Origin of the sequence: Bradyrhizobium sp. Ash2021 (assembly GCF_031202265.1) — a bacterium.
Classification (GTDB): Bacteria; Pseudomonadota; Alphaproteobacteria; order Rhizobiales; family Xanthobacteraceae; genus Bradyrhizobium.
This window is the reverse complement of the sequence record NZ_CP100604.1, coordinates 7,895,351-7,912,325: the sequence shown is the minus strand read 5'-3', so window position 1 is coordinate 7,912,325 and position 16,975 is coordinate 7,895,351. Positions and strand designations below refer to the sequence as shown.

Genomic DNA, 16,975 nt, shown 5'->3' with positions numbered 1-16,975 from the left:
ACGCTCGCTCTCGCCGGGTCACTCACCTTGTTATTGCCGCGTCAAGCGAACCAGGTCCTGCCTCAGGAGATAGAACGAGACGGCGAGCAGAACGACGTCCTTCATCAAGAAGGGGACGTTGCCGGTCATCGCAGGGAAGCCGCCGGCGGCGAGGTCCCAGCCCTCCGGCATGAACGGAATGATGGTGACGGTCGCGATGAAGGTGCCGGTCGAGCCGAGGGCGCCAAGAACGCCGAGCCGCTTGTCCCAGAAGCCTGCGAGCAGCAGGGACCCGAAGGTCCACTCCGAGACGCCCAGGAAATAGCTGGCGCCGGCGTGGCCGAACACCGGATACAGCCACCAGATCAGCGGCCCGTTGTCGATGAACGGCACCAGTCTTTCGAACTCGTACGGAAACCACTTCTGGTAACCGAAGAAGAAGAACATGATCACCATCGCGGTCCGGACGACGTGGTAGTCGAGATCCTCCGCAAGCAGGCCGGATCTGTGCAGTGCGCGCACAAGCGGATTTTGAGTGGTGGTGGAAAGCGTAGTCATGGTCGTGATCCTTTCATTCGAGATTTGACGGGAGATCGGCTTCACGCGACTGCGGGGAAGTCGATCTCGGTGTCGTTGATGCGGTTGAAGACGTTGGTGAAGACGGTGGTCGCGAAGGCCAGGCTGATCTCCACCAGTTGGGCGTCGCTGTAGCCCGCCAGCTTGATCGCGGCGAAATCCCCGTCGCTGACGGTGCCGCTGGACTGCGCGAGCTTGCGGACGAAGCCGACCAGCGCATCGCGCCTGGCGTCGCCGGTGGGCTGACCCTCGCGGATCTGCTTGAGTTCCTCCGGCTTCACGCCGGCGAGCCTGGCCAGATGGTTGTGGGCGGCGACGCAGTAGTCGCAGCCTCCGGCGGCGCTGATGACGAGCTTGATGACCTCCTGATCGCGCTTGGTCAGGGTGCCGGTAGCGAGCGTGGAGTCGGCGAACAGGATCGACTTGAGGGCGCCGGGGCCATGGGCGGCGATGGCCGCGAAGGTGTTCGGGACGCTGCCGATCGCCTTCTTGATCTGGGCATAAACCTGGCCCGACGGACCGGTGTCAGATTCGAGGTTGGGAACTGAAAGACGGGACATGGTGGCACTCCTTGTTTGGGGTTGGTGAATGATTGCGGAGTCACAGTATGGTCGGGTCTTGATACTTTGAATGCCGCGTTGTCTTGACTATATGCTCCATCGTCTCACGATGGGTACTTTCAGGAGGTCGCGATGGATTGGCTAAGCCGGCTGTTCGAAATGATGCCGGTGCGCGGGCGGCTCGACCTGCGCTGCAACTACGGCACCCCCTGGCGCATCGACCAGGGTCCGGGCGAGGCGAACGAAATCCCGTATCACGCCGTGCTCGCCGGCTCCGCGACGCTGGAGGATCCGGCGGGAGGCCGATCGCTGCAGTTGAGTGCCGGCGACATTCTTCTGCTTCCCGGCAACCCACGGCACGTCATGCACGATGGCAGCGGGGCCGCGTCCCTGCCGGCCCGCAACCGTGCGTCCCTCAACTTCACGATCAGCGAAAACCTGGGCTCGGACGAACGGCTCGATCTGTTGTGCGGACACTTTGCGATCGCGCCTCCGCACGACCGGCTGCTGCGCAGCTATCTGCCGCCGCGCCTCGTCGTGCATGCCGACACTCACACTGGACAGAAGGAAACCGTCGCGCAGCTCGCAGGCCTTGTCGCGCTGATGCGAAGCGAGTCCGCGGACGATCATCTCGGCGGCCGCGCGATGCTGAACGCGCTGTCGACGGCGATGTTCGCGCTTGTGCTGCGGCTCGCCAGCGAGACCGAAGATGCGCCACGCGGCATTCTTGCCTTGGCTGGTCATCCACGCCTCGCACCGGCGGTGGCCGCTCTGTTCAACGAACCCGCGCGCGCATGGTCGCTGCCCGACCTTGCCCGCCTGTGCAACATGTCGCGGGCAACGCTTGCGCGGCAATTCCAGGAGAAGCTCGGGCGCTCGGCCAGCGATCTCCTGACCGACATCCGGATGGCGCTCGCCGCGAACGAACTGAAAAAATCTTCTCTTTCCACCGGCGCCGTGGCGGAGGCCGTAGGCTATCAATCGGAAGCGGCGTTCCAACGCGCCTTCAAGGGCTACATGGGCATCACGCCGGCGCAGTGGCGCAAGATGCAGGAGCCACCCGGCCAGGATATCTTTGCAAGGCTGGCGGTCCCGGGCGACGCGAATCTGATAGAGGCCGAGGGTGGCGGAGCGGCTACGGTGCCAGTGCACTCAATTGATAATTAAACTGTCGCCGCAGTTCCCCGAACGGCTCTCGCCGGGTCATGTGCGGCGGCGTTGGGGCGGCCTACGGCGGCGGGGCACATCCAACCGTTGCCAGAGTTCCGCCCGGCATTGGTTTCAATCGGGCCGTCCAAATTCTCAGCCCCAAATTTTATTGAACCTTGGCATGGCCTTTGCTGACCTAATATCGTCGGGGGGATTTCAGGGGCCCCGGGACTGAACCAACGCCGCCAAGCGATCATATTCCGCTTGGGCGGCGTTGTGCTTTTCTCAGGTGTCCTGATCTGGAATGCGGAGTGTCCTAATTTGGACAAGCACCCGCCCTCCCGGGTACCGGCCAGTTTCGACCCCTGGTGGCCCAATTTATTTTGGCCGTGGCCTGATTTGAAGCTGTCACGAGCGTGCGACAGTTTTCGCCCGTAGTTTTCCGGTCATGAACAAAGTTCCGCCACCGAACCTTAGGTAAATCGGGTTCGGGACAAGATAGAGGCGGGGGCGAATGAAAAAGGGCGATGTGACTTGCTCTGCGTGCGGAGCCGGTTTTCGGCGGCTTGAGCTGGCATCTGGGCCCGCGACCCAGGGCGAATACCGTTGTCCCACCTGTGGCGAGATTTTGGAAAAGTTCGACGGCAACGCGTTCGTCGCCTATCGCCTCACAATCCAGCCTTCGATAAGGGGCGTGCGCGATTAAGGCCGCCCTCAGCTGATGAACTTCTTTAACTATCTGTTAAATTTCGGGCAGCATGATGCTCCCATGAGAGTAATGACGGCCACTATGGTTGCTCTCCTCATACTCAATTTTGTGGATGAGCATTTCAACGGCGCCCAATATTCCCGCGGGGCGATGGCCGTCATTGCGCACATTGCGAGATCGTTCGGCTAGGCCGCCTCAGTTGGCGGTCTTTTTCATGACAGACCCTTGCCGTCCCCTTGCCGCCGAAAATGCCGGGATTTTCGACACGGGCTTTGATGCTGCTCAATGCTGCGTTCGCCGACAATCGTAAGAACCCTCCAACGTCACCACGAACTGCCTGGGGAGGGAGCCTCGGCGATCCCGTCCGACCGACCGACCGCGGGTTAGCACCTCCGGGAACCTGCGCTCGCTAGATCCGATGTGGTGCCGACGAGTGGTCGGAGGCGCGGGCGCGCAGGTCGTCTGCAGTGTTGCTGCGCCTTCCAATCTTGCAGGAGGCTAAGATGTCAATTGCCACCGATCTTGACGATCTCGAGTCCGCGGTGCGCGGCGCACTATCGACGACACGGGCGACCGCTGCCTGCCCCTTCCATCCCGACGTAACGATCCGGGTCGGCGATGACGCGGCCGAGACCCATGCCTTCTATCGCGCGAGGAACCTGGTCAAGAGCGACGGCCGCGGCTGGAATCATGAGTTGCTGATCGAAGAGATCGCTCGCCAGCTCGCCGACGCTGCCGACCGCGTGTGTCCTCGATGTTCGGATGAGTCTTGTGCTTAAGGCCGCTGCGTGCGAATCTGCGACCGATGGAATTCGGATCCCAAGTTGCTGAAAGGATTCTCGACCAGGTCGCGGATGCCGTGATCTATGCAAACCGTTCCGGCGAGATCATCCTGTGGAACCGCGCGTCCGCCGCGCTGTTTGGCTACCCGGCGAAGGAGGCGCTCGGCCAAAGTCTCGACCTGATCATTCCCGAGCATCTGCGAGCCTCGCACTGGCGTGGCTTCAACGCTGCGATCGGGAACGGCCATACGAAGCTCGAAGGCCGGCCTACGTTGACCCGCGCGGTGCATAAGAGCGGACGCAGGATCTACGTCGAGATGACCTTCGCGGTCGTCACAGGCGACAAAGATGAGGTGATCGGCTCGGTCGCGGTGGCACGAGACGTAACCGACCGCATCGAAAGAGAGCGCTCTGCGAATCGCGCCTCCTGAGCCTTAACCCCCGATTTTGGCGGGAGCCCTTTGGCAAAGGGCGAGCACGCACCAGGAAGTGACGGAAGCCGCGCGCCAACTGAGTGTGCCAAAGCGATATTCGGCCCCTCGCGATGTCCCATTCTCCACAGCGCCATCCTGTATGACGTTTTTATGTATTGACATCCTCGAAAATTTTTTGATCGAGAGTCGCAAAGCGAACGGACAGCTCGCCTTTCGTCGAGACATAGTTGCATCCGGGCTGGATGGAAGCTCAAACAAAACTGATCGAACCCGGGAGCGGACAGTCTCCGCCTCCACGCACTTTCGTGACGCAAACCAGCGTCGCGGGAAATGATGTCGCTTGAACAGGAGATGGTGCCGTGAGTGAAGCTGAAGTGAAAGCCGGACTGAACGGAACGAACGGTTTTGCGATGCCGTTGTTCGGACTCCCGAAGATCGCGTTGCCCAGCATGTTCAGCGAGCTTTCCGAGCAGGGCGTCGCCCGCGCAAAGGAAGGCTGCGAGAAGATCAAGGCCGCGTCGGAGGAGATGGCGGAGGCGTTGCGCGAGACCTATTCGAGCAATGCCCGGAGCACGACCGACTACGGGCTCAAGGTCATCGAGATCTCGAACGCCAATACCGCCGCCGCGATCGATTTCTTCGCCCATCTGCTGGGCAGCAAGTCGCCGACGGATGTCTTCAGCCTGTCGGCTGCGCAAGCGCAAAAGGCTTTCGACACCGCATCGGCCCAAAGCAAGGACTTGTGGGAGCTTACCCAGAGGCTCGCGGCGGAAACCGGCGAGCCGATCAGGAAGCGCGTCGCCAAGGTGCTCCACCAGAGCAACTAAAAAACGGGCGCTCAATATCCAGCGTTCGTTCAGGAGGGTGACCCGGCCGGTTGGAATAAGCCCCGCCACGAGCAAGCTTCCCCAAGCTACCCGATGCTCGAGCAGACAACGGGCAGGTGCGCGATGCCCCCCAAGTAGGCGCACCGACAAGAGGCGCAAATCCAACCGGCCGGCTTTTTTGCTTCAAAACCAAATCCAGGGGAGGTTCACATGGGTATGGTCATGGTCAAATGCCCGCAAACCGGACAGGCGATCCCTACCGGCATCAAGACCGATCGCGAGAGCTTTCGGCAGAGCCCGGTGTTTTTCGCGCGCACCCGTTGCCTGATCTGCCACACCGATCACAGCTGGTTCGCACGCGAAGCCTGGGTCGATGAACCGAGTGCGCGGGCGCTGCACCGGGGCGCGGGCTCTCTCGCGTAATCACCGCGCGAAAACGGGCTCACATCGCATCATCAGTTTCACGCACTGCAGCAGCCGGCATCGCCAAAACGCGAGATTGGGCCGTCGAGAAGATCTGCTCGACTTCGAGATGCATGGCGCCGTGGCATTCGCAGGCCGCCGCCGCGAGCCGCGATCGGTCGACCTCGATCTGGCCTCGACGATCGGATCTGATCGCTCCCGACGCGCGCAGTTTGCGCATCAGGAGCGTTACCGTCGTTCGTCGCACACCAAGGATTTGCGACAGCGTCTCCTGGGTGAGCGGGAATACGTCGTGGTCGATGCGGTCGCGAAGATGGAGCAGCCAGCGTGCCATGCGGGCTTCGACCGGATGCAGCGCATTACAGGCCACGCCAAGCTGAAACTGTACCAGCATCGCCCTGAAGTGAATCAGGACCGCGTGCCGGATCGCGGGGCTGCGGTTGAACGCGGCGTGGAATCGCGACGCGGGAATCCGCGAGGCGGTGCCTGCCGCACGAACGATGGCGGTAATGGCCGAAGGTGACGGCCCCAGCACGGAAAGAATACCGATCGCCCCCTCGTGCCCGATTGCTGCGGTCGCAACCGTCTGCCCGTTCGCCATATCGATCATCAGCGAGATGGCGCCGCTGTCAGGGAAGAAGACATGCTCGATCGGGTCACCCGCTTGCGAGAGAACCGAGTCCTGATGGAGTGCGACCGTCTCCAGCTCGGGCGCCAGCAGATCGAAGTCCGCCGGCGGTAGGGCTGCGAGAAGGCGGTTACCAATTCCGCCGGGGCGCGTCACACCGGGTGACCCGCAATCAGGCGTCCTTCTTCATTTCGAGCGGCGCGGAACGGCGGCCCTGGCTTTTGTTCAGATCGGTTTTCTCTATCCGCACCGGGATCCGACTCACTTGCAGACGCCTTGGCTCTCAACAAACAAAACTCCAACCACTCGCGACCGCGAGACAGAAAATTCTCAACATTCTTAAACGACTAGATGCACTCAACATTCTTAAACGACTAGATGCAAGCGCGCGGCCGGAGACAACTGCAAAATGCGTATGGGTCAAAGTGCCGCTCCGCATGAGTTCCAATTTCCGGCACGCGGCAAATGCTGCTGTCAGCAGAAAAGGCGAATGAAAGGCATGTCTCCGTGACACGCTGATGTGGCTGCCCACGATCAGTGGTCTGCCTGGCAAACGGCGGATTACGCTTCGCCAATCAACCTCACGCGCTGTTCCGCCGTTTTTGTCCGGCGCCAGAGCGGGATGTATCGTCGAATGGACGATGATGGCTGCCGAGAGGATTCGATTGCGAGCAGCAGGATCGTCACCAGAGTTCCCTGTAGTCCGGAAACAGTTTGAGTGTCGCGTCGTAGCGCACCGGCACGATCCAGGGTAGCGCCAGCCTGAATATCACGTTCGCAAGGGCGGACGTATGGCGTGCATAGAGATCGATGGGATCGAGCCGGTGTCTCATATGCAGCTTCGGATCATAGTTTAGACCGCTGCTGCGAAACCATTTGTACCCGTTGCTGATCCCCCAACTGATCATGTCGCGAACGATGTAGTGATAAAGATGCAGGTCGAGTGCAACGGTGTAGTCGAAACCCACGTACTCCGCGTACAGCGAATCTCCTTGCACCATGCAAAGGCTGAAGGCCACCAGCGTGTTTCCGCGACGCCAGGCGAAGAACCGAACCTTATCGCTCATTCGCTGGCCGATCTGGCGGAAAAAGTCCCTGGTCAGCTTCTCGAATTGCATTTTCGAGCGCTCGAACACCTGAAGATAGAGGGGGTAAATCTCATCGACGAAACTTGCGGCATCGTCGGTGACGCTCATGCGAATGTCCGATACGCCGGCCGTCGCCGCGAGCTTCTTGCGCAATTTCCTTCGCGATGAGCTTCTCAGCGCCTTTTCCGTGTAGGCGTCGAAGCTGTCATATCCGATGTCGAGCATCGTCATGGGCATGCTCGGCGCCCGCGTGAAGCCGCGTTGCACGAAGCAGTGAAGTACTTCGCGATAGCGAGAAGGAAATTCCTTCAATACGATGAGTTGCGCGTTCAGCGATCTCGCTTGCCTGACGATGCCGTTCGACAAGGTCTCCGCGACGATGTCTGCAGGCAGAGTTTCAGTGGTTGCGAGATGAGCCTCCCCGGCGGAACAGCCGACCATCAAAGCGCGCAGTTTAAGGAAGCGCGGATAGAAGCGCCGGACGAGCGAAATCCAGTGGATTCGTTCAGCGCCAAGCCCTTCGAGAATATCCTGATCGACGAGGAAGAACGGCTGGATCGCCCGTACCTGGCCGTTGTTATCGACAATCGCAAAATACCGGTACTCGAAGTTATCCCGGAGAGTGTCGTCAAGGATCTCGTAGTACCGATGATCTTTTCGCTGGTCGGCGAAAGTAGATGTCCAGGGCGCGCATCCGGACAATTCGGCGCGCGACACTACGGAAATCGAGAACGATTCACGCGGCGTGCGGGAAATGCCCGGAATAATAGCGCCCATCTCACAACTCCGCGGGGCTCCACTAAGATTCATGACCCCGCGCGAAGCTAATTATTTCCCGCGTCTTCAGTTGCGGCCGCGCCGGCGCGCAAGAAGCGTAAGAGAGAGTTTCTGACTTGGAATTCTGACTTGGAATTTAGAAACCAACATGCGCGCCTCTGGAGGCCGCGCTGGTTTGTCGCAACGGTGAAATGAACCTGACTGCAAAAAAGAAAACTCGGTATTTACGCTCAGTGAGCGCGCTGCGCGTGCACCTCGCGGGGCGAGTACGGCTGCGTCAAAAAGTCGGAACTGACACATCGAACAGGCGTTGAAGCTTTTGGGGGCAGGTTTCCAGGTTCAGACAAGCCAGGGAGGAGAGTTCATGTCAGTCAAGGCAGTCTTTCGATCGGTCCTTTGTTCTCTCGTGATGGTCGGCGTGTTCTCGCCCGCCCAAGCCCTGACCCAGCAGGAGCTTGTCGCCAAACTTGAATCCGCGGGCTATTCGCAAGTCCGGGATATCAAATCCACCGCTGAAGGCATAGCCGTCAAGGCGACCAAGAACGGCAAGGAGGTTTCCCTCGTCGTCGATAGCAGCGGCCAAATCAAAGAGCGACAGTAAGCGGGGTGGCCGAACGGGTGCGCGTGAGGCGCGCAGCCAGCGCGTGGGGGCGGGTTCATCGAAGGCGTAACCGGCCAGTTCGCGTTGGCAACCGGTGGGTTCGGAACAAGTCTTTCGTCCACGCCCGCCGGTTTCACGCCCGGCGGGCTCGGTGGCCGCATCCAAACTCTCATGAGGCGGAAGGGCTTCAAGCAGTCTTGTTTCAAGCTGTCTTGTTTCAAGCTGTCTTGTTTCAAGCTGTCTTGGCAAACATCGTCAGGACACCGTCGACGATGTTGATAGCCACGACTTGTGACGAGTTCAGGCCCTTGGCCTTAAGCACAGCCGCCGCCTCCGGCGTCGCGTCAATAGACTTCCGGAGCGACCGAATATCTTCCTCGCGTGTGTTGGCCACGAGTTCATCGACTTTCGAGCGCACCGCCGGTTGCAGATCCTTGACGTCGACGACCTGTATGCTCCGTATGACCGTGCTGGACTGAGGAGTCTGTGCCTCGGATTGCGAGGGCGCTCCTTGTGCCTGCGCGAAAGCCGGCGTCCCCAGGGAGAGGGCTGCAATGATGACGGATGCTGTAACGATGCGCATGCTCACTCCTTTTCAGTTTGCCTGGAGCGTGATGACTTCTCTTCGAATCGTCATCTCGCTCCAGCTTTTTGCTTGAGCATGATCTCCGCGCAAACGCTTCGCGTTTGTCACGAAGGAAAACCGGTATCCATTTTTCCGGATCATGCTCTGGAAAAACTTCTATCCACGAAATTTGGTTGGCGTCTGATTCCCATGTGGCCATTCAGTGAAACCAATGCGGCTGCAATGCGCGCGAAAGCCCGCCGGTTTACGCCGGCGGGCTTTCGCGGACGGAACCTTTGCGCGGCTCGGCAGTTTTATGATGACAGCGGCGGAACCGGGAAACCGGCAGTCGCGTATAGAGCCGCACGGAGTAACGCCCGGGGCGGCTTTATGCGTTAGACCACCCTGCGCTCCGGAGAGATATCGTGCGAATAATGAGTACACTCCACGATCGCCGAGAGTGCGGCCCGTCTCAGCGCTACCGGATCTCGCTCGCCTTTCGCGGCGCATGCAAGTATGTGAGACGCCATTTCGGCCTTCGTCGTCGACGTGCGCTTTGCCTCGGGGAGCATGACCGCGGCATCGTCAAGGACTGCCCTCATCAGTTCGATTAGCTCGGGCTGAAAAACCGCTCCAGTTGCACCCATCGCCGTCCTCCCACTCGCTACCCGTTTTCTTCTTTATCCGATGCGGTGATTTGAGCGCGTCTGTTGAACGGACGCAAAGCTTATTTTTCATTGCGGCTGATCGTCGCTGGGCGTGCGGCGCAACAAGTCGACATCAAGTCTGCACCGTGGTTTTCCGGATAGACGCCGCGTCGTCGTTCCCCTGAGAATAGGGGCATTCATCTCCTAATCGTTCATGCAGTAATACTGGCGCGGTTGCCCGGCGGTTTATCAAAATCGCCGGGCTTTAAATTTGCGGGATCTTGCTTGACCGTCGCAACTGGCATCCGGCGCGGGGGCGATTGAATGAGGCTCCAACTGCGGCGGCCTTACTTTGGCGGCTGTAGTTCGCTCTTGAGCCAGCCCGTGGCCTTTTCAGTCTTCAGGGGATCGGGTTCGAACGTCGCTATCTTGCGGTCCAATTGCCAGAGCTCGATGGCGTGACCCGTTACCAGCGACGCGGCCTGTTCCCTGGCCGCGTCATCGTCGGCGCAGGTGAGATCGATGCGCTGCTTGATATGGCCATCCTCGCCTAGGACGTAAGCTTGATACTCAAGCATCTGGCGGCCTCCGTAGCCGCAACCGATGGAACTTACTTGGTGTCCCACCTGGTTCCTTGGCAAGGAACCTTCTTCATCACCGGAGACCCTTTGGGGGTACCCCATAATTTCCATGGAGAACGCACGGCCGCAACCTCATGACGCTTGTTAAGCGTCAGATCAGGCCACGGCTAAATTCAACCTGAACCACGCGTCGGAACAGGCCAATGCGCGTTCCGCTGGAAGAAGCACGGTTTGAAGCGCATATTCGGCGAATGACGACGATTGTCCGATGTACCAATTGCGGCGCCGAGTACAGACGCACTGAAGAAAAGTTCTTGGTGCCACACACCGGTCACGCAAACTGTAAGGTCTGCGGCGACACGCTGGAGTCCTGGCTGGAAAACACCCATGTTCCCATCTTCGAGTTGATCAAACGTGCGGACGGAACGCCTGAATGAGGCCGCGACCTGTCGGCGCCAGGATGGCTTAACCTGGGCAAAATGAATCGCGGCCAGGAAATTGGCGCGGTCCGACGAGAGGTGCAGTGGCACTGTAATTCTGTCAGCGTAGTTCTTCAGCCTTCGCTATTCGCGCTTCCGCCGGACAAGCCGCTCATCCACGTCGGCACCGGAAAAATGATCGCTCGCGCCGGGAACGTTATGGTGTCGTGATCATTCCAAATCCAAGGCGTGCGAAGCAAAACGCCAGGCAGGGGTCTCCCTATCAGGGATTTCCATTTCGTCAGCAAGAGATGGAGTTCCGCCAGGCAGGCAGAGCAACCTGATGCTTGCCGCCGCGACAAGCCTCGGATGGGCATTTCCTGCCGGGGCGTAACCATCAGCGAAAACAGGTCTGGCAAGGCTGCGCGCAGACCGTCAGCAATCGGGGCAGGGCGCAATCCAAACGGCTGAAGGAAAGACAGGCCATGAAACTGAATTCGACACAGCTGGAACGAACCCTGAGCCAGTTTGCGGCGGAAGTGCTGCCAGACGATCATCCGGCCCTCAAGCAATTGAGCAACATTTACGGGGATCACACGTTCTTTCTGGACGGGAGCGGCCTCAACGTGCTGGAGCCCGCAGACACTGCGGAAACGGACGCTCAGACCGGCGAAATTGTGAGCCTTGCCGACTGGAGCGATGCGACGCTCACAAGCCTGCGGCCGCACGAGCCGGAACCGACCGGTGTGCTCGTCGTGCTCGCAGCAAAGCACTGATCGGTTGCGACCCTGTCATTCCGGGTTCGATGCTTCGCATCGACCCGGAATGACGGTTACTGCGAAAACCGCTGCCGATTCCGCTTCATCAAGAACCCGCCACTCGCGCCTACCCCGCCGCTCGCCGCGGCATCGCATCCGCGGCAACATCGGCCGGCGCGGGCACCTGCATCAGGATCGTCTGGTTCGCCGTTGCGATCTCGATCCCGCATTCCTGGAATCGCCGCTTCATGCGGCGGTTGAATTCGCGCTGCACCGGCCAGCGGCCGGCGTCGGTACAGCGGATCTGACCGACGATCGAGGCCATCGCGCCGTCCACCCGGTCGACGCCCCACAATTCGAGTTGGCCGCGGATCATCGAGCGGTATTCGGCCTCGTGGCGCATTTCGTCGACGATGTCCTTCAGGATCTGGCCGGCGCGGTCGGTGTCTTCCTTGTAGGCCACGTTGACGCTGACGGCGGCATTGCCGGCACCGCGGCTGGCATTGGTGAGCGTCGTCACCGCGCTGAAGGGAACGATGTGCACCGCGCCGTCGGCGGCGCGCAGGCGGATGGTGCGGATCGAGACGTTCTCGACCGTGCCCGATAGCCCCGACACCGTGACGTTGTCGCCGACCTGGACGGTGTTCTCCAGCAGCAGAAACAAGCCGGTGATGAGATCCTGCACCAGCTTCTGCGAGCCGAAGCCGATGGCAATGCCGACGATGCCGGCGCCGGCCAATAAGGGTGCTACGTTGACGCCGATTTCGCTCAGCGCGGTCAAACCGACCACTGTCACGATCAGGCATAATAGCGCCGTCCGCAGCATCGGCTGAAAGGTGCGCAGCCGGGCCGCGCGGGCGTAATGGCCGTCGCGCGACAGCGCATTCACCTGGCGGTCCATCAGCGCGTTTGCGATCTCCCAGATCGCCGCCGCCGCAAGCGCTGCGATGCCGATTGTCACCACCGCCGACAACAGCCGGCCGCCGATCTGCCCGCCATAGAACCAGACCATGGCGTCGACACCCCAGACCTCCAGCATGGCCACGAAGCCGATGAAGGCAATGACGGAAGCGACGATCCTGCGCAGCAGCGGGAGATAGCGGTTGGCGCGGATTTCCAGCCCGGGGAAGCGCTGCAGGAGTTCCGGGCTGATGCGGAAGCCGCGATCGATCAGGCTCAGCACCACGATGGTGGCGAGACGGCTGATCAGCGCGACCGCGACGGTGCCGACGAAATATTGCAGCAGCAGCGTGTAGCCGTTGTGGATATTGAGCGCCCACACCGCCCACAGCGCGAGGTCGAGCGCGATTGCCAGATAGTGCCACAGCCCGGCGAGACGATTGCGCACACGGGCCGCGGCGCCGTCACGGCCGGCCGGCGCGCGAATGGCCTCGGCGACGGGCCGGCGGCACTGCAGGATGATGACGACGACAAAGAGATGCACGACCAGCATCACCAGGTGCAGCAGCGCCGCATAGCCGACGCGGTGCAGGCCGAGCAGCAGCGCCACGTTCGCAAAGGCGATGCCCGACACGGCGACGGTGACAATGCGCCGCGCCCAGATCTCGATATAGACCGCGGTTTCGGCGCTGGCACGGAACAGACCGAACGGCCCCGCCAGAGCCCGCACGACGCAGATCAGCCCGCGCGACAGCGCGTAGGCATTCACCACCGCGAGGATCACGAGGCGGGTGGTGGCGAGATCGCCGATCCCGGTCCCCAGCAACATTGTGGCGACGCCGACGAAGACCAATACCGGAAGCAGCTCGAGCGCGAGACGTCCCAGCACGAATGGCAGCCGGACCAGCGATTGCCAGGCGCGCGCCAGGCTGAGGTGCCGTCGATTCCGTTCGCCCGCCGCGGTCACATCCGCGGCCGAGGAGGGCGGATCGGCCATCGCCTGCGTCTGCGCCGGCGCACGCGCGGCTTGCGGAATGCGCGCTTCCAGCAGCGCCACCGGCCGCCTGATCAGGCGGAAGATCAGCCATTCGGCAGCCAAGGCGCAACCGAACACCAGCGCCAGTTTCCAGGCGATATTGAGCAACTGGTCATAGGCCGCGGGATCGTTAGCGGTCCGCACGATCCAGTAATAGAACGCCGGAAAGTGCGTCAGCGACCGCGCCATATAAGCGAACTCGTGCGAGATATCGCCGACCTGCTCGGACACCGTCAGCAGGAGCTGGGCGCCAAGGCTGTCCGCGGTGAGCGGAATCGCGTGGTGCGGTTCGGGCGCTGGCGGTGCGGCTTGCGACTGCGGCGCGGGTTGGGCCTGCGGCGCGGCCTTGGCGATTGCGCGCAAGATATCGATCATCTGCGCGCGCTTGGTGTCGTCCAGCAGCGTGTCGAGGGCGCGGTTGGCCTGTTCGGGCGTCAGCGTATCGCTGCCATGGGCGGCTGAGGCGGCTTTGTGGGGAGCGGCGCCGGTCTGTGCCAGAGCAGGCCCGGCGAGCAGCGCGAAGGTGAGCAGGATCGCGGACAGGAGTTGGCACAGACGTTGGTGCGACACGAAAGCCCCTTTTTGAAAATTGTGCACGACGGCAAGGCCGGAGCCGGTATTGCCTTCGCGCAAGCGTCATGTCGGATCGCCCCTTTTCGCCGTTATCCTGTGTCGGAAGTTGGCCAGTGAGACGGCTTTGTCTTGGTATTTATTGTTGTATTTTCAATTGCAGTGCTGGGCTGCACTGTCATGGTATTACGTATACGCGGAAGTGCTGACCACCGTGAGAGATCAGTCTACCTGGCGCAGGGAACTTTCGGTTCCTCTCGGCGTCATCTAAAGGTGACGCGATGAGGCCTGGCGCGGGAGGGTGCCATGTCGAGGTTCCGGATTGGAATTGCCGTTGTCGTTCTGGCAACCCTGCTGTCGAGTGCGGCCCCGGCCGGAGTGCGTCTTGGCATCAGCCCCCTTGGGGTCGCGAGATTCGCGGTAGGGCGCGTATTGTCGCTGGGTGGGTTACATCACCGTCGTGCCTTTGCCCGTCACGGCCAGATCCGCACGGCCTCCCTCAGGCCGCAAGACGTCCGCATTGCCATGGATTCCGGGCTTGGCAGCCCGGCGGCGCGCCGGCAGATCGTCGCGGCTGCAGCGCTGGCCGGCTGGCATGGCGGCCGCGACGCGAACGGGTGGTGGCGACACGGCGACGGCGGATATGGCTGGGTCGGGCCGCTGTTTTGGCCATTCGCCATCTACGATATCTACGACTACGCCGTCTGGGGCGACGGCACCGGCTTCTGGGACTACGGTTATCCGGACATCTATGCCGCGATCTTTGCGCCTTACGGCCATGATGATCTCGCCGCCTATGCGGGACGGAGCCCGCACGGCCCAGGACAGCTCAACTCAAGACATCTCAGCTCGAGATATCGCAGGGTCCCCTTGCTGCAGCAGCTCTGCGGCGATGACAGAAACGACGTTGCCGGCCTCGCCATCGATCAGATGCAGCAGGCGATCCAGCCGAACGAGGTGCTGCGCGCCGCCCTGGACGGTCTTGCCAACGCATTGATCCCGGCCGCCCAGATGATTCAGGCGTCGTGTCCGACCCAGACGGCGTTGACGGCGCCGGGCCGATTGGCCGTCATGCAGCAGCGCATCGGGGCGATGATCATGGCGGCGTCAGCCGTGCAGCAGCCGCTGGGGAAATTCTATGACCTGCTGGAAGACGAGCAGGAAGCACGGCTCAATGCCCTCGCCGAAGACCGGCGCAAGATCTCCGCCGCGAACGGGGCCACGGAAGCGCCTGCCCAGGCTTGCGGCGTGGCGCAGCCGGCCGCGTTGCAATGGCCGGCGGACGAGATCGAGGCCAGGCTGCACCCGAACGATACGCAACGCGCCGCGCTCAAAGCGCTGCAGGACGCCAACGCCAGGGCGGTCGACATCCTGAACGCCGGCTGCCAGCCGGACGACGCCACCACACCGCCCGCGCGTCTCGACGCAATGCAGGGGCGGCTCGAGGCTCTGCAGCGAGCGGTCTATCTGGTGAGCGTCGCGCTCGAAAATTTCTATGCGACGCTGAGCGACGAGCAGAAGGCGCAGTTCGAGGCGATCGGACAAAAACGAACGGCGTGATTTCCGTTTCCATTGCCGTCACTGAGCCACTGAGTTACGGCCACAGAGTTAGGGGGACCGTGCACTTAACACTGCGCCCATTCTTCAACATGCTTCGCGGCCGCCATGTTCATGTTCCCATCGTCCCAGGCCAGAGCAATCGGTTGCGATTGATGAGCTTCCCCGAGGGATATCGCCACCTTGCCTACCTGCAGATAGCGATCGGTTATTCGGTCAGCCCCGACATGCCGGGCGTGACGGGACCGGAGGTCGAATCGCTCCATGTTAAAGGCGCTCAATGGCTAAAGGGCGCATCCATCGAAGTGATCGACCGCAAGGCGCAGCGTCTTGCGGCTTGGCCGCTATCGCTACTGCCGGTCTCCTGGGCTAGAACAGCAAGATACAGTTTGAGCTGGTGCAGCCCACGCTGCCGAGCCAGGATCATGAAGAGACGACAATGACCACACCTTGCATCATTACGGTCGCCATCACCGGTTCACTTCCGCAGAAGTCCGACAACCCGGCCGTGCCCATAACCGTCAGCGAGCAGATCGAGTCGACCCAGGCGGCTTTCGAGGCCGGCGCCACCCTGGTCCACGCGCATGTGCGCAAGGACGATGGTTCACCCACATCCGACCCAGAGCGCTTTGGGAAGCTGGTAGAGGGCCTGCGCAAGCATTGCCCCGGCATGGTTATCCAGCTTTCGACGGGCGGCCGCTCCGGCGCCGGGCGCGAGCGTGGTGGCATGATCCCGCTCAAGCCTGACATGTGCTCGCTTTCCACCGGCTCGTGCAACTTCCCGACACGCGTCTACGAGAATAGCCCGGACCTGGTGGAATGGCTCGCATCCGAGATGCGCACATATGGCGTGAAGCCCGAGATCGAGGCCTTCGATCTGTCGATGATCTTCAAAGCCGTCGAGATGCAAAAAGCCGGCAAAATAACAGGTCCGTTGCACGTTCAGTTTGTGATGGGCGTGAAGAATGCCATGCCGGTCGACCGCGAAGTATTCGAATTCTACACTGCGACGCTAAAGCGCCTCGCCCCGGACGCGACCTGGACAGGCGCCGGTATTGGTCGCGACCAGATCACGCTCAATCGCTGGTCGCTTGAGCTTGGTGGCCACTGTCGCACTGGTCTTGAAGACAATGTGCGCCTCGACCGCGACACCCTTGCGCCGTCCAACGCGGCACTTGTTGAGCGCATCGTCGAAATGGCCGGTTCGTACGGGCGCCGACCCGCTACCGTAGCAGAGACAAGGCAGTTGCTGCGGCTAAACGCCTAACGTAGCGTCCGCCGTAGCTCGGAGCGCGAAGGCGGAAGGCGTAATCCGACATTTTGTCTTCGATCGAACGGCGGATTACGCTGATCCGCCGTACGGGCCGCATGAGCACAGCGATATGCGGGTGCCTGAGGAAATCCCGGAT

Annotated in this window: 17 protein-coding genes; 10 read left to right on the top strand and 7 right to left on the bottom strand. The window is 61.3% G+C overall.

The window, feature by feature from the left end:
* Positions 1 to 30 precede the first annotated feature (30 nt).
* Together NL528_RS38130 and NL528_RS38125 are read right to left on the bottom strand one after the other, a co-directional pair.
* Positions 31 to 537, bottom strand: coding sequence for a DUF417 family protein (locus tag NL528_RS38130; RefSeq protein WP_309179492.1), 507 nt, complete (start codon positions 535 to 537; stop codon positions 31 to 33).
* A gap of 41 nt (positions 538 to 578) precedes the next feature.
* Complete coding sequence (locus NL528_RS38125; protein ID WP_309179491.1) at positions 579 to 1,115, bottom strand: carboxymuconolactone decarboxylase family protein; 537 nt, start codon at positions 1,113 to 1,115, stop codon at positions 579 to 581.
* 132 nt (positions 1,116 to 1,247) lie between these two features.
* On the opposite strand from NL528_RS38125, the gene NL528_RS38120 reads away from it, so the two are divergent.
* The 5 genes from NL528_RS38120 to NL528_RS38100 all read left to right on the top strand — a co-directional run bounded on the left by NL528_RS38120 (position 1,248) and on the right by NL528_RS38100 (position 5,439).
* Positions 1,248 to 2,282 (top strand): AraC family transcriptional regulator, encoded by a 1,035-nt coding sequence (locus tag NL528_RS38120; RefSeq protein ID WP_309179490.1) that lies wholly within the window; start codon positions 1,248 to 1,250, stop codon positions 2,280 to 2,282.
* 1,194 nt (positions 2,283 to 3,476) lie between these two features.
* Positions 3,477 to 3,752, top strand: coding sequence for a hypothetical protein (locus tag NL528_RS38115; protein ID WP_309179489.1), 276 nt, complete (start codon positions 3,477 to 3,479; stop codon positions 3,750 to 3,752).
* A 26-nt stretch (positions 3,753 to 3,778) separates the two neighbouring features.
* Positions 3,779 to 4,186: a PAS domain S-box protein gene (locus tag NL528_RS38110; RefSeq protein WP_309179488.1), complete on the top strand. Its 408-nt coding sequence runs from the start codon at positions 3,779 to 3,781 to the stop codon at positions 4,184 to 4,186.
* Positions 4,187 to 4,548: 362 nt separating this feature from the next.
* Positions 4,549 to 5,016 carry a phasin family protein gene (locus tag NL528_RS38105; protein WP_309179487.1) on the top strand — a complete coding sequence of 156 codons (468 nt, stop codon included), beginning with the start codon at positions 4,549 to 4,551 and terminating at the stop codon, positions 5,014 to 5,016.
* Positions 5,017 to 5,226: 210 nt separating this feature from the next.
* A complete protein-coding gene (locus NL528_RS38100; RefSeq protein ID WP_309179486.1) occupies positions 5,227 to 5,439 on the top strand; it encodes a hypothetical protein in 213 nt (70 codons plus the stop codon).
* Between the two features lie 19 nt (positions 5,440 to 5,458).
* On the opposite strand, the gene NL528_RS38095 is transcribed toward NL528_RS38100, so the two are convergent.
* Positions 5,459 to 6,223 carry a Crp/Fnr family transcriptional regulator gene (locus tag NL528_RS38095; protein ID WP_309179485.1) on the bottom strand — a complete coding sequence of 255 codons (765 nt, stop codon included), beginning with the start codon at positions 6,221 to 6,223 and terminating at the stop codon, positions 5,459 to 5,461.
* Positions 6,224 to 6,750: 527 nt separating this feature from the next.
* Positions 6,751 to 7,932: a GNAT family N-acetyltransferase gene (locus NL528_RS38090; protein ID WP_309179484.1), complete on the bottom strand. Its 1,182-nt coding sequence runs from the start codon at positions 7,930 to 7,932 to the stop codon at positions 6,751 to 6,753.
* 364 nt (positions 7,933 to 8,296) lie between these two features.
* Between NL528_RS38090 and NL528_RS38085 the strand changes: the two genes are divergently transcribed.
* On the top strand, positions 8,297 to 8,533 hold the full coding sequence (locus NL528_RS38085) for a PepSY domain-containing protein (protein WP_309179483.1): 237 nt from the start codon (positions 8,297 to 8,299) through the stop codon (positions 8,531 to 8,533).
* A 232-nt stretch (positions 8,534 to 8,765) separates the two neighbouring features.
* Here NL528_RS38085 and NL528_RS38080 read toward each other — a convergent pair whose 3' ends face one another.
* Both NL528_RS38080 and NL528_RS38075 read right to left on the bottom strand, forming a co-directional pair.
* Complete coding sequence (locus NL528_RS38080) at positions 8,766 to 9,116, bottom strand: hypothetical protein (protein WP_309179482.1); 351 nt, start codon at positions 9,114 to 9,116, stop codon at positions 8,766 to 8,768.
* Positions 9,117 to 10,092: 976 nt separating this feature from the next.
* The gene (locus NL528_RS38075) at positions 10,093 to 10,323 is read right to left on the bottom strand and encodes a hypothetical protein (RefSeq protein WP_309179481.1); all 231 of its coding nucleotides are present in this window, start codon (positions 10,321 to 10,323) and stop codon (positions 10,093 to 10,095) included.
* Between the two features lie 206 nt (positions 10,324 to 10,529).
* Here NL528_RS38075 and NL528_RS38070 point away from each other — a divergent pair, with 206 nt between their 5' ends.
* On the top strand, positions 10,530 to 10,763 hold the full coding sequence (locus NL528_RS38070; protein WP_309179480.1) for a hypothetical protein: 234 nt from the start codon (positions 10,530 to 10,532) through the stop codon (positions 10,761 to 10,763).
* A 467-nt stretch (positions 10,764 to 11,230) separates the two neighbouring features.
* Complete coding sequence (locus NL528_RS38065; protein WP_309179479.1) at positions 11,231 to 11,521, top strand: hypothetical protein; 291 nt, start codon at positions 11,231 to 11,233, stop codon at positions 11,519 to 11,521.
* A 109-nt stretch (positions 11,522 to 11,630) separates the two neighbouring features.
* Here NL528_RS38065 and NL528_RS38060 read toward each other — a convergent pair whose 3' ends face one another.
* A complete protein-coding gene (locus tag NL528_RS38060; protein WP_309179478.1) occupies positions 11,631 to 14,009 on the bottom strand; it encodes a mechanosensitive ion channel domain-containing protein in 2,379 nt (792 codons plus the stop codon).
* 306 nt (positions 14,010 to 14,315) lie between these two features.
* Between NL528_RS38060 and NL528_RS38055 the strand changes: the two genes are divergently transcribed.
* Entirely contained in the window at positions 14,316 to 15,569 is a 1,254-nt protein-coding gene (locus tag NL528_RS38055; protein ID WP_309179477.1) for a Spy/CpxP family protein refolding chaperone, read from the top strand.
* A 436-nt stretch (positions 15,570 to 16,005) separates the two neighbouring features.
* Positions 16,006 to 16,833: a 3-keto-5-aminohexanoate cleavage protein gene (locus NL528_RS38050; protein ID WP_309179476.1), complete on the top strand. Its 828-nt coding sequence runs from the start codon at positions 16,006 to 16,008 to the stop codon at positions 16,831 to 16,833.
* The last annotated feature ends 142 nt before the right edge of the window (positions 16,834 to 16,975 follow it).

Coding starts and splice junctions, on each gene's coding strand:
- NL528_RS38080 (WP_309179482.1), bottom strand. CDS start 9,116: ATGCGCATCGTTACAGCATCCGTCATCATTGCAGCCCTCTCCCTGGGG.
- NL528_RS38130 (WP_309179492.1), bottom strand. CDS start 537: ATGACTACGCTTTCCACCACCACTCAAAATCCGCTTGTGCGCGCACTG.
- NL528_RS38115 (WP_309179489.1), top strand. CDS start 3,477: ATGTCAATTGCCACCGATCTTGACGATCTCGAGTCCGCGGTGCGCGGC.
- NL528_RS38090 (WP_309179484.1), bottom strand. CDS start 7,932: ATGGGCGCTATTATTCCGGGCATTTCCCGCACGCCGCGTGAATCGTTC.
- NL528_RS38125 (WP_309179491.1), bottom strand. CDS start 1,115: ATGTCCCGTCTTTCAGTTCCCAACCTCGAATCTGACACCGGTCCGTCG.
- NL528_RS38075 (WP_309179481.1), bottom strand. CDS start 10,323: ATGCTTGAGTATCAAGCTTACGTCCTAGGCGAGGATGGCCATATCAAG.
- NL528_RS38100 (WP_309179486.1), top strand. CDS start 5,227: ATGGGTATGGTCATGGTCAAATGCCCGCAAACCGGACAGGCGATCCCT.
- NL528_RS38085 (WP_309179483.1), top strand. CDS start 8,297: ATGTCAGTCAAGGCAGTCTTTCGATCGGTCCTTTGTTCTCTCGTGATG.
- NL528_RS38110 (WP_309179488.1), top strand. CDS start 3,779: ATGGAATTCGGATCCCAAGTTGCTGAAAGGATTCTCGACCAGGTCGCG.
- NL528_RS38065 (WP_309179479.1), top strand. CDS start 11,231: ATGAAACTGAATTCGACACAGCTGGAACGAACCCTGAGCCAGTTTGCG.
- NL528_RS38120 (WP_309179490.1), top strand. CDS start 1,248: ATGGATTGGCTAAGCCGGCTGTTCGAAATGATGCCGGTGCGCGGGCGG.
- NL528_RS38050 (WP_309179476.1), top strand. CDS start 16,006: ATGACCACACCTTGCATCATTACGGTCGCCATCACCGGTTCACTTCCG.
- NL528_RS38070 (WP_309179480.1), top strand. CDS start 10,530: ATGCGCGTTCCGCTGGAAGAAGCACGGTTTGAAGCGCATATTCGGCGA.
- NL528_RS38055 (WP_309179477.1), top strand. CDS start 14,316: ATGTCGAGGTTCCGGATTGGAATTGCCGTTGTCGTTCTGGCAACCCTG.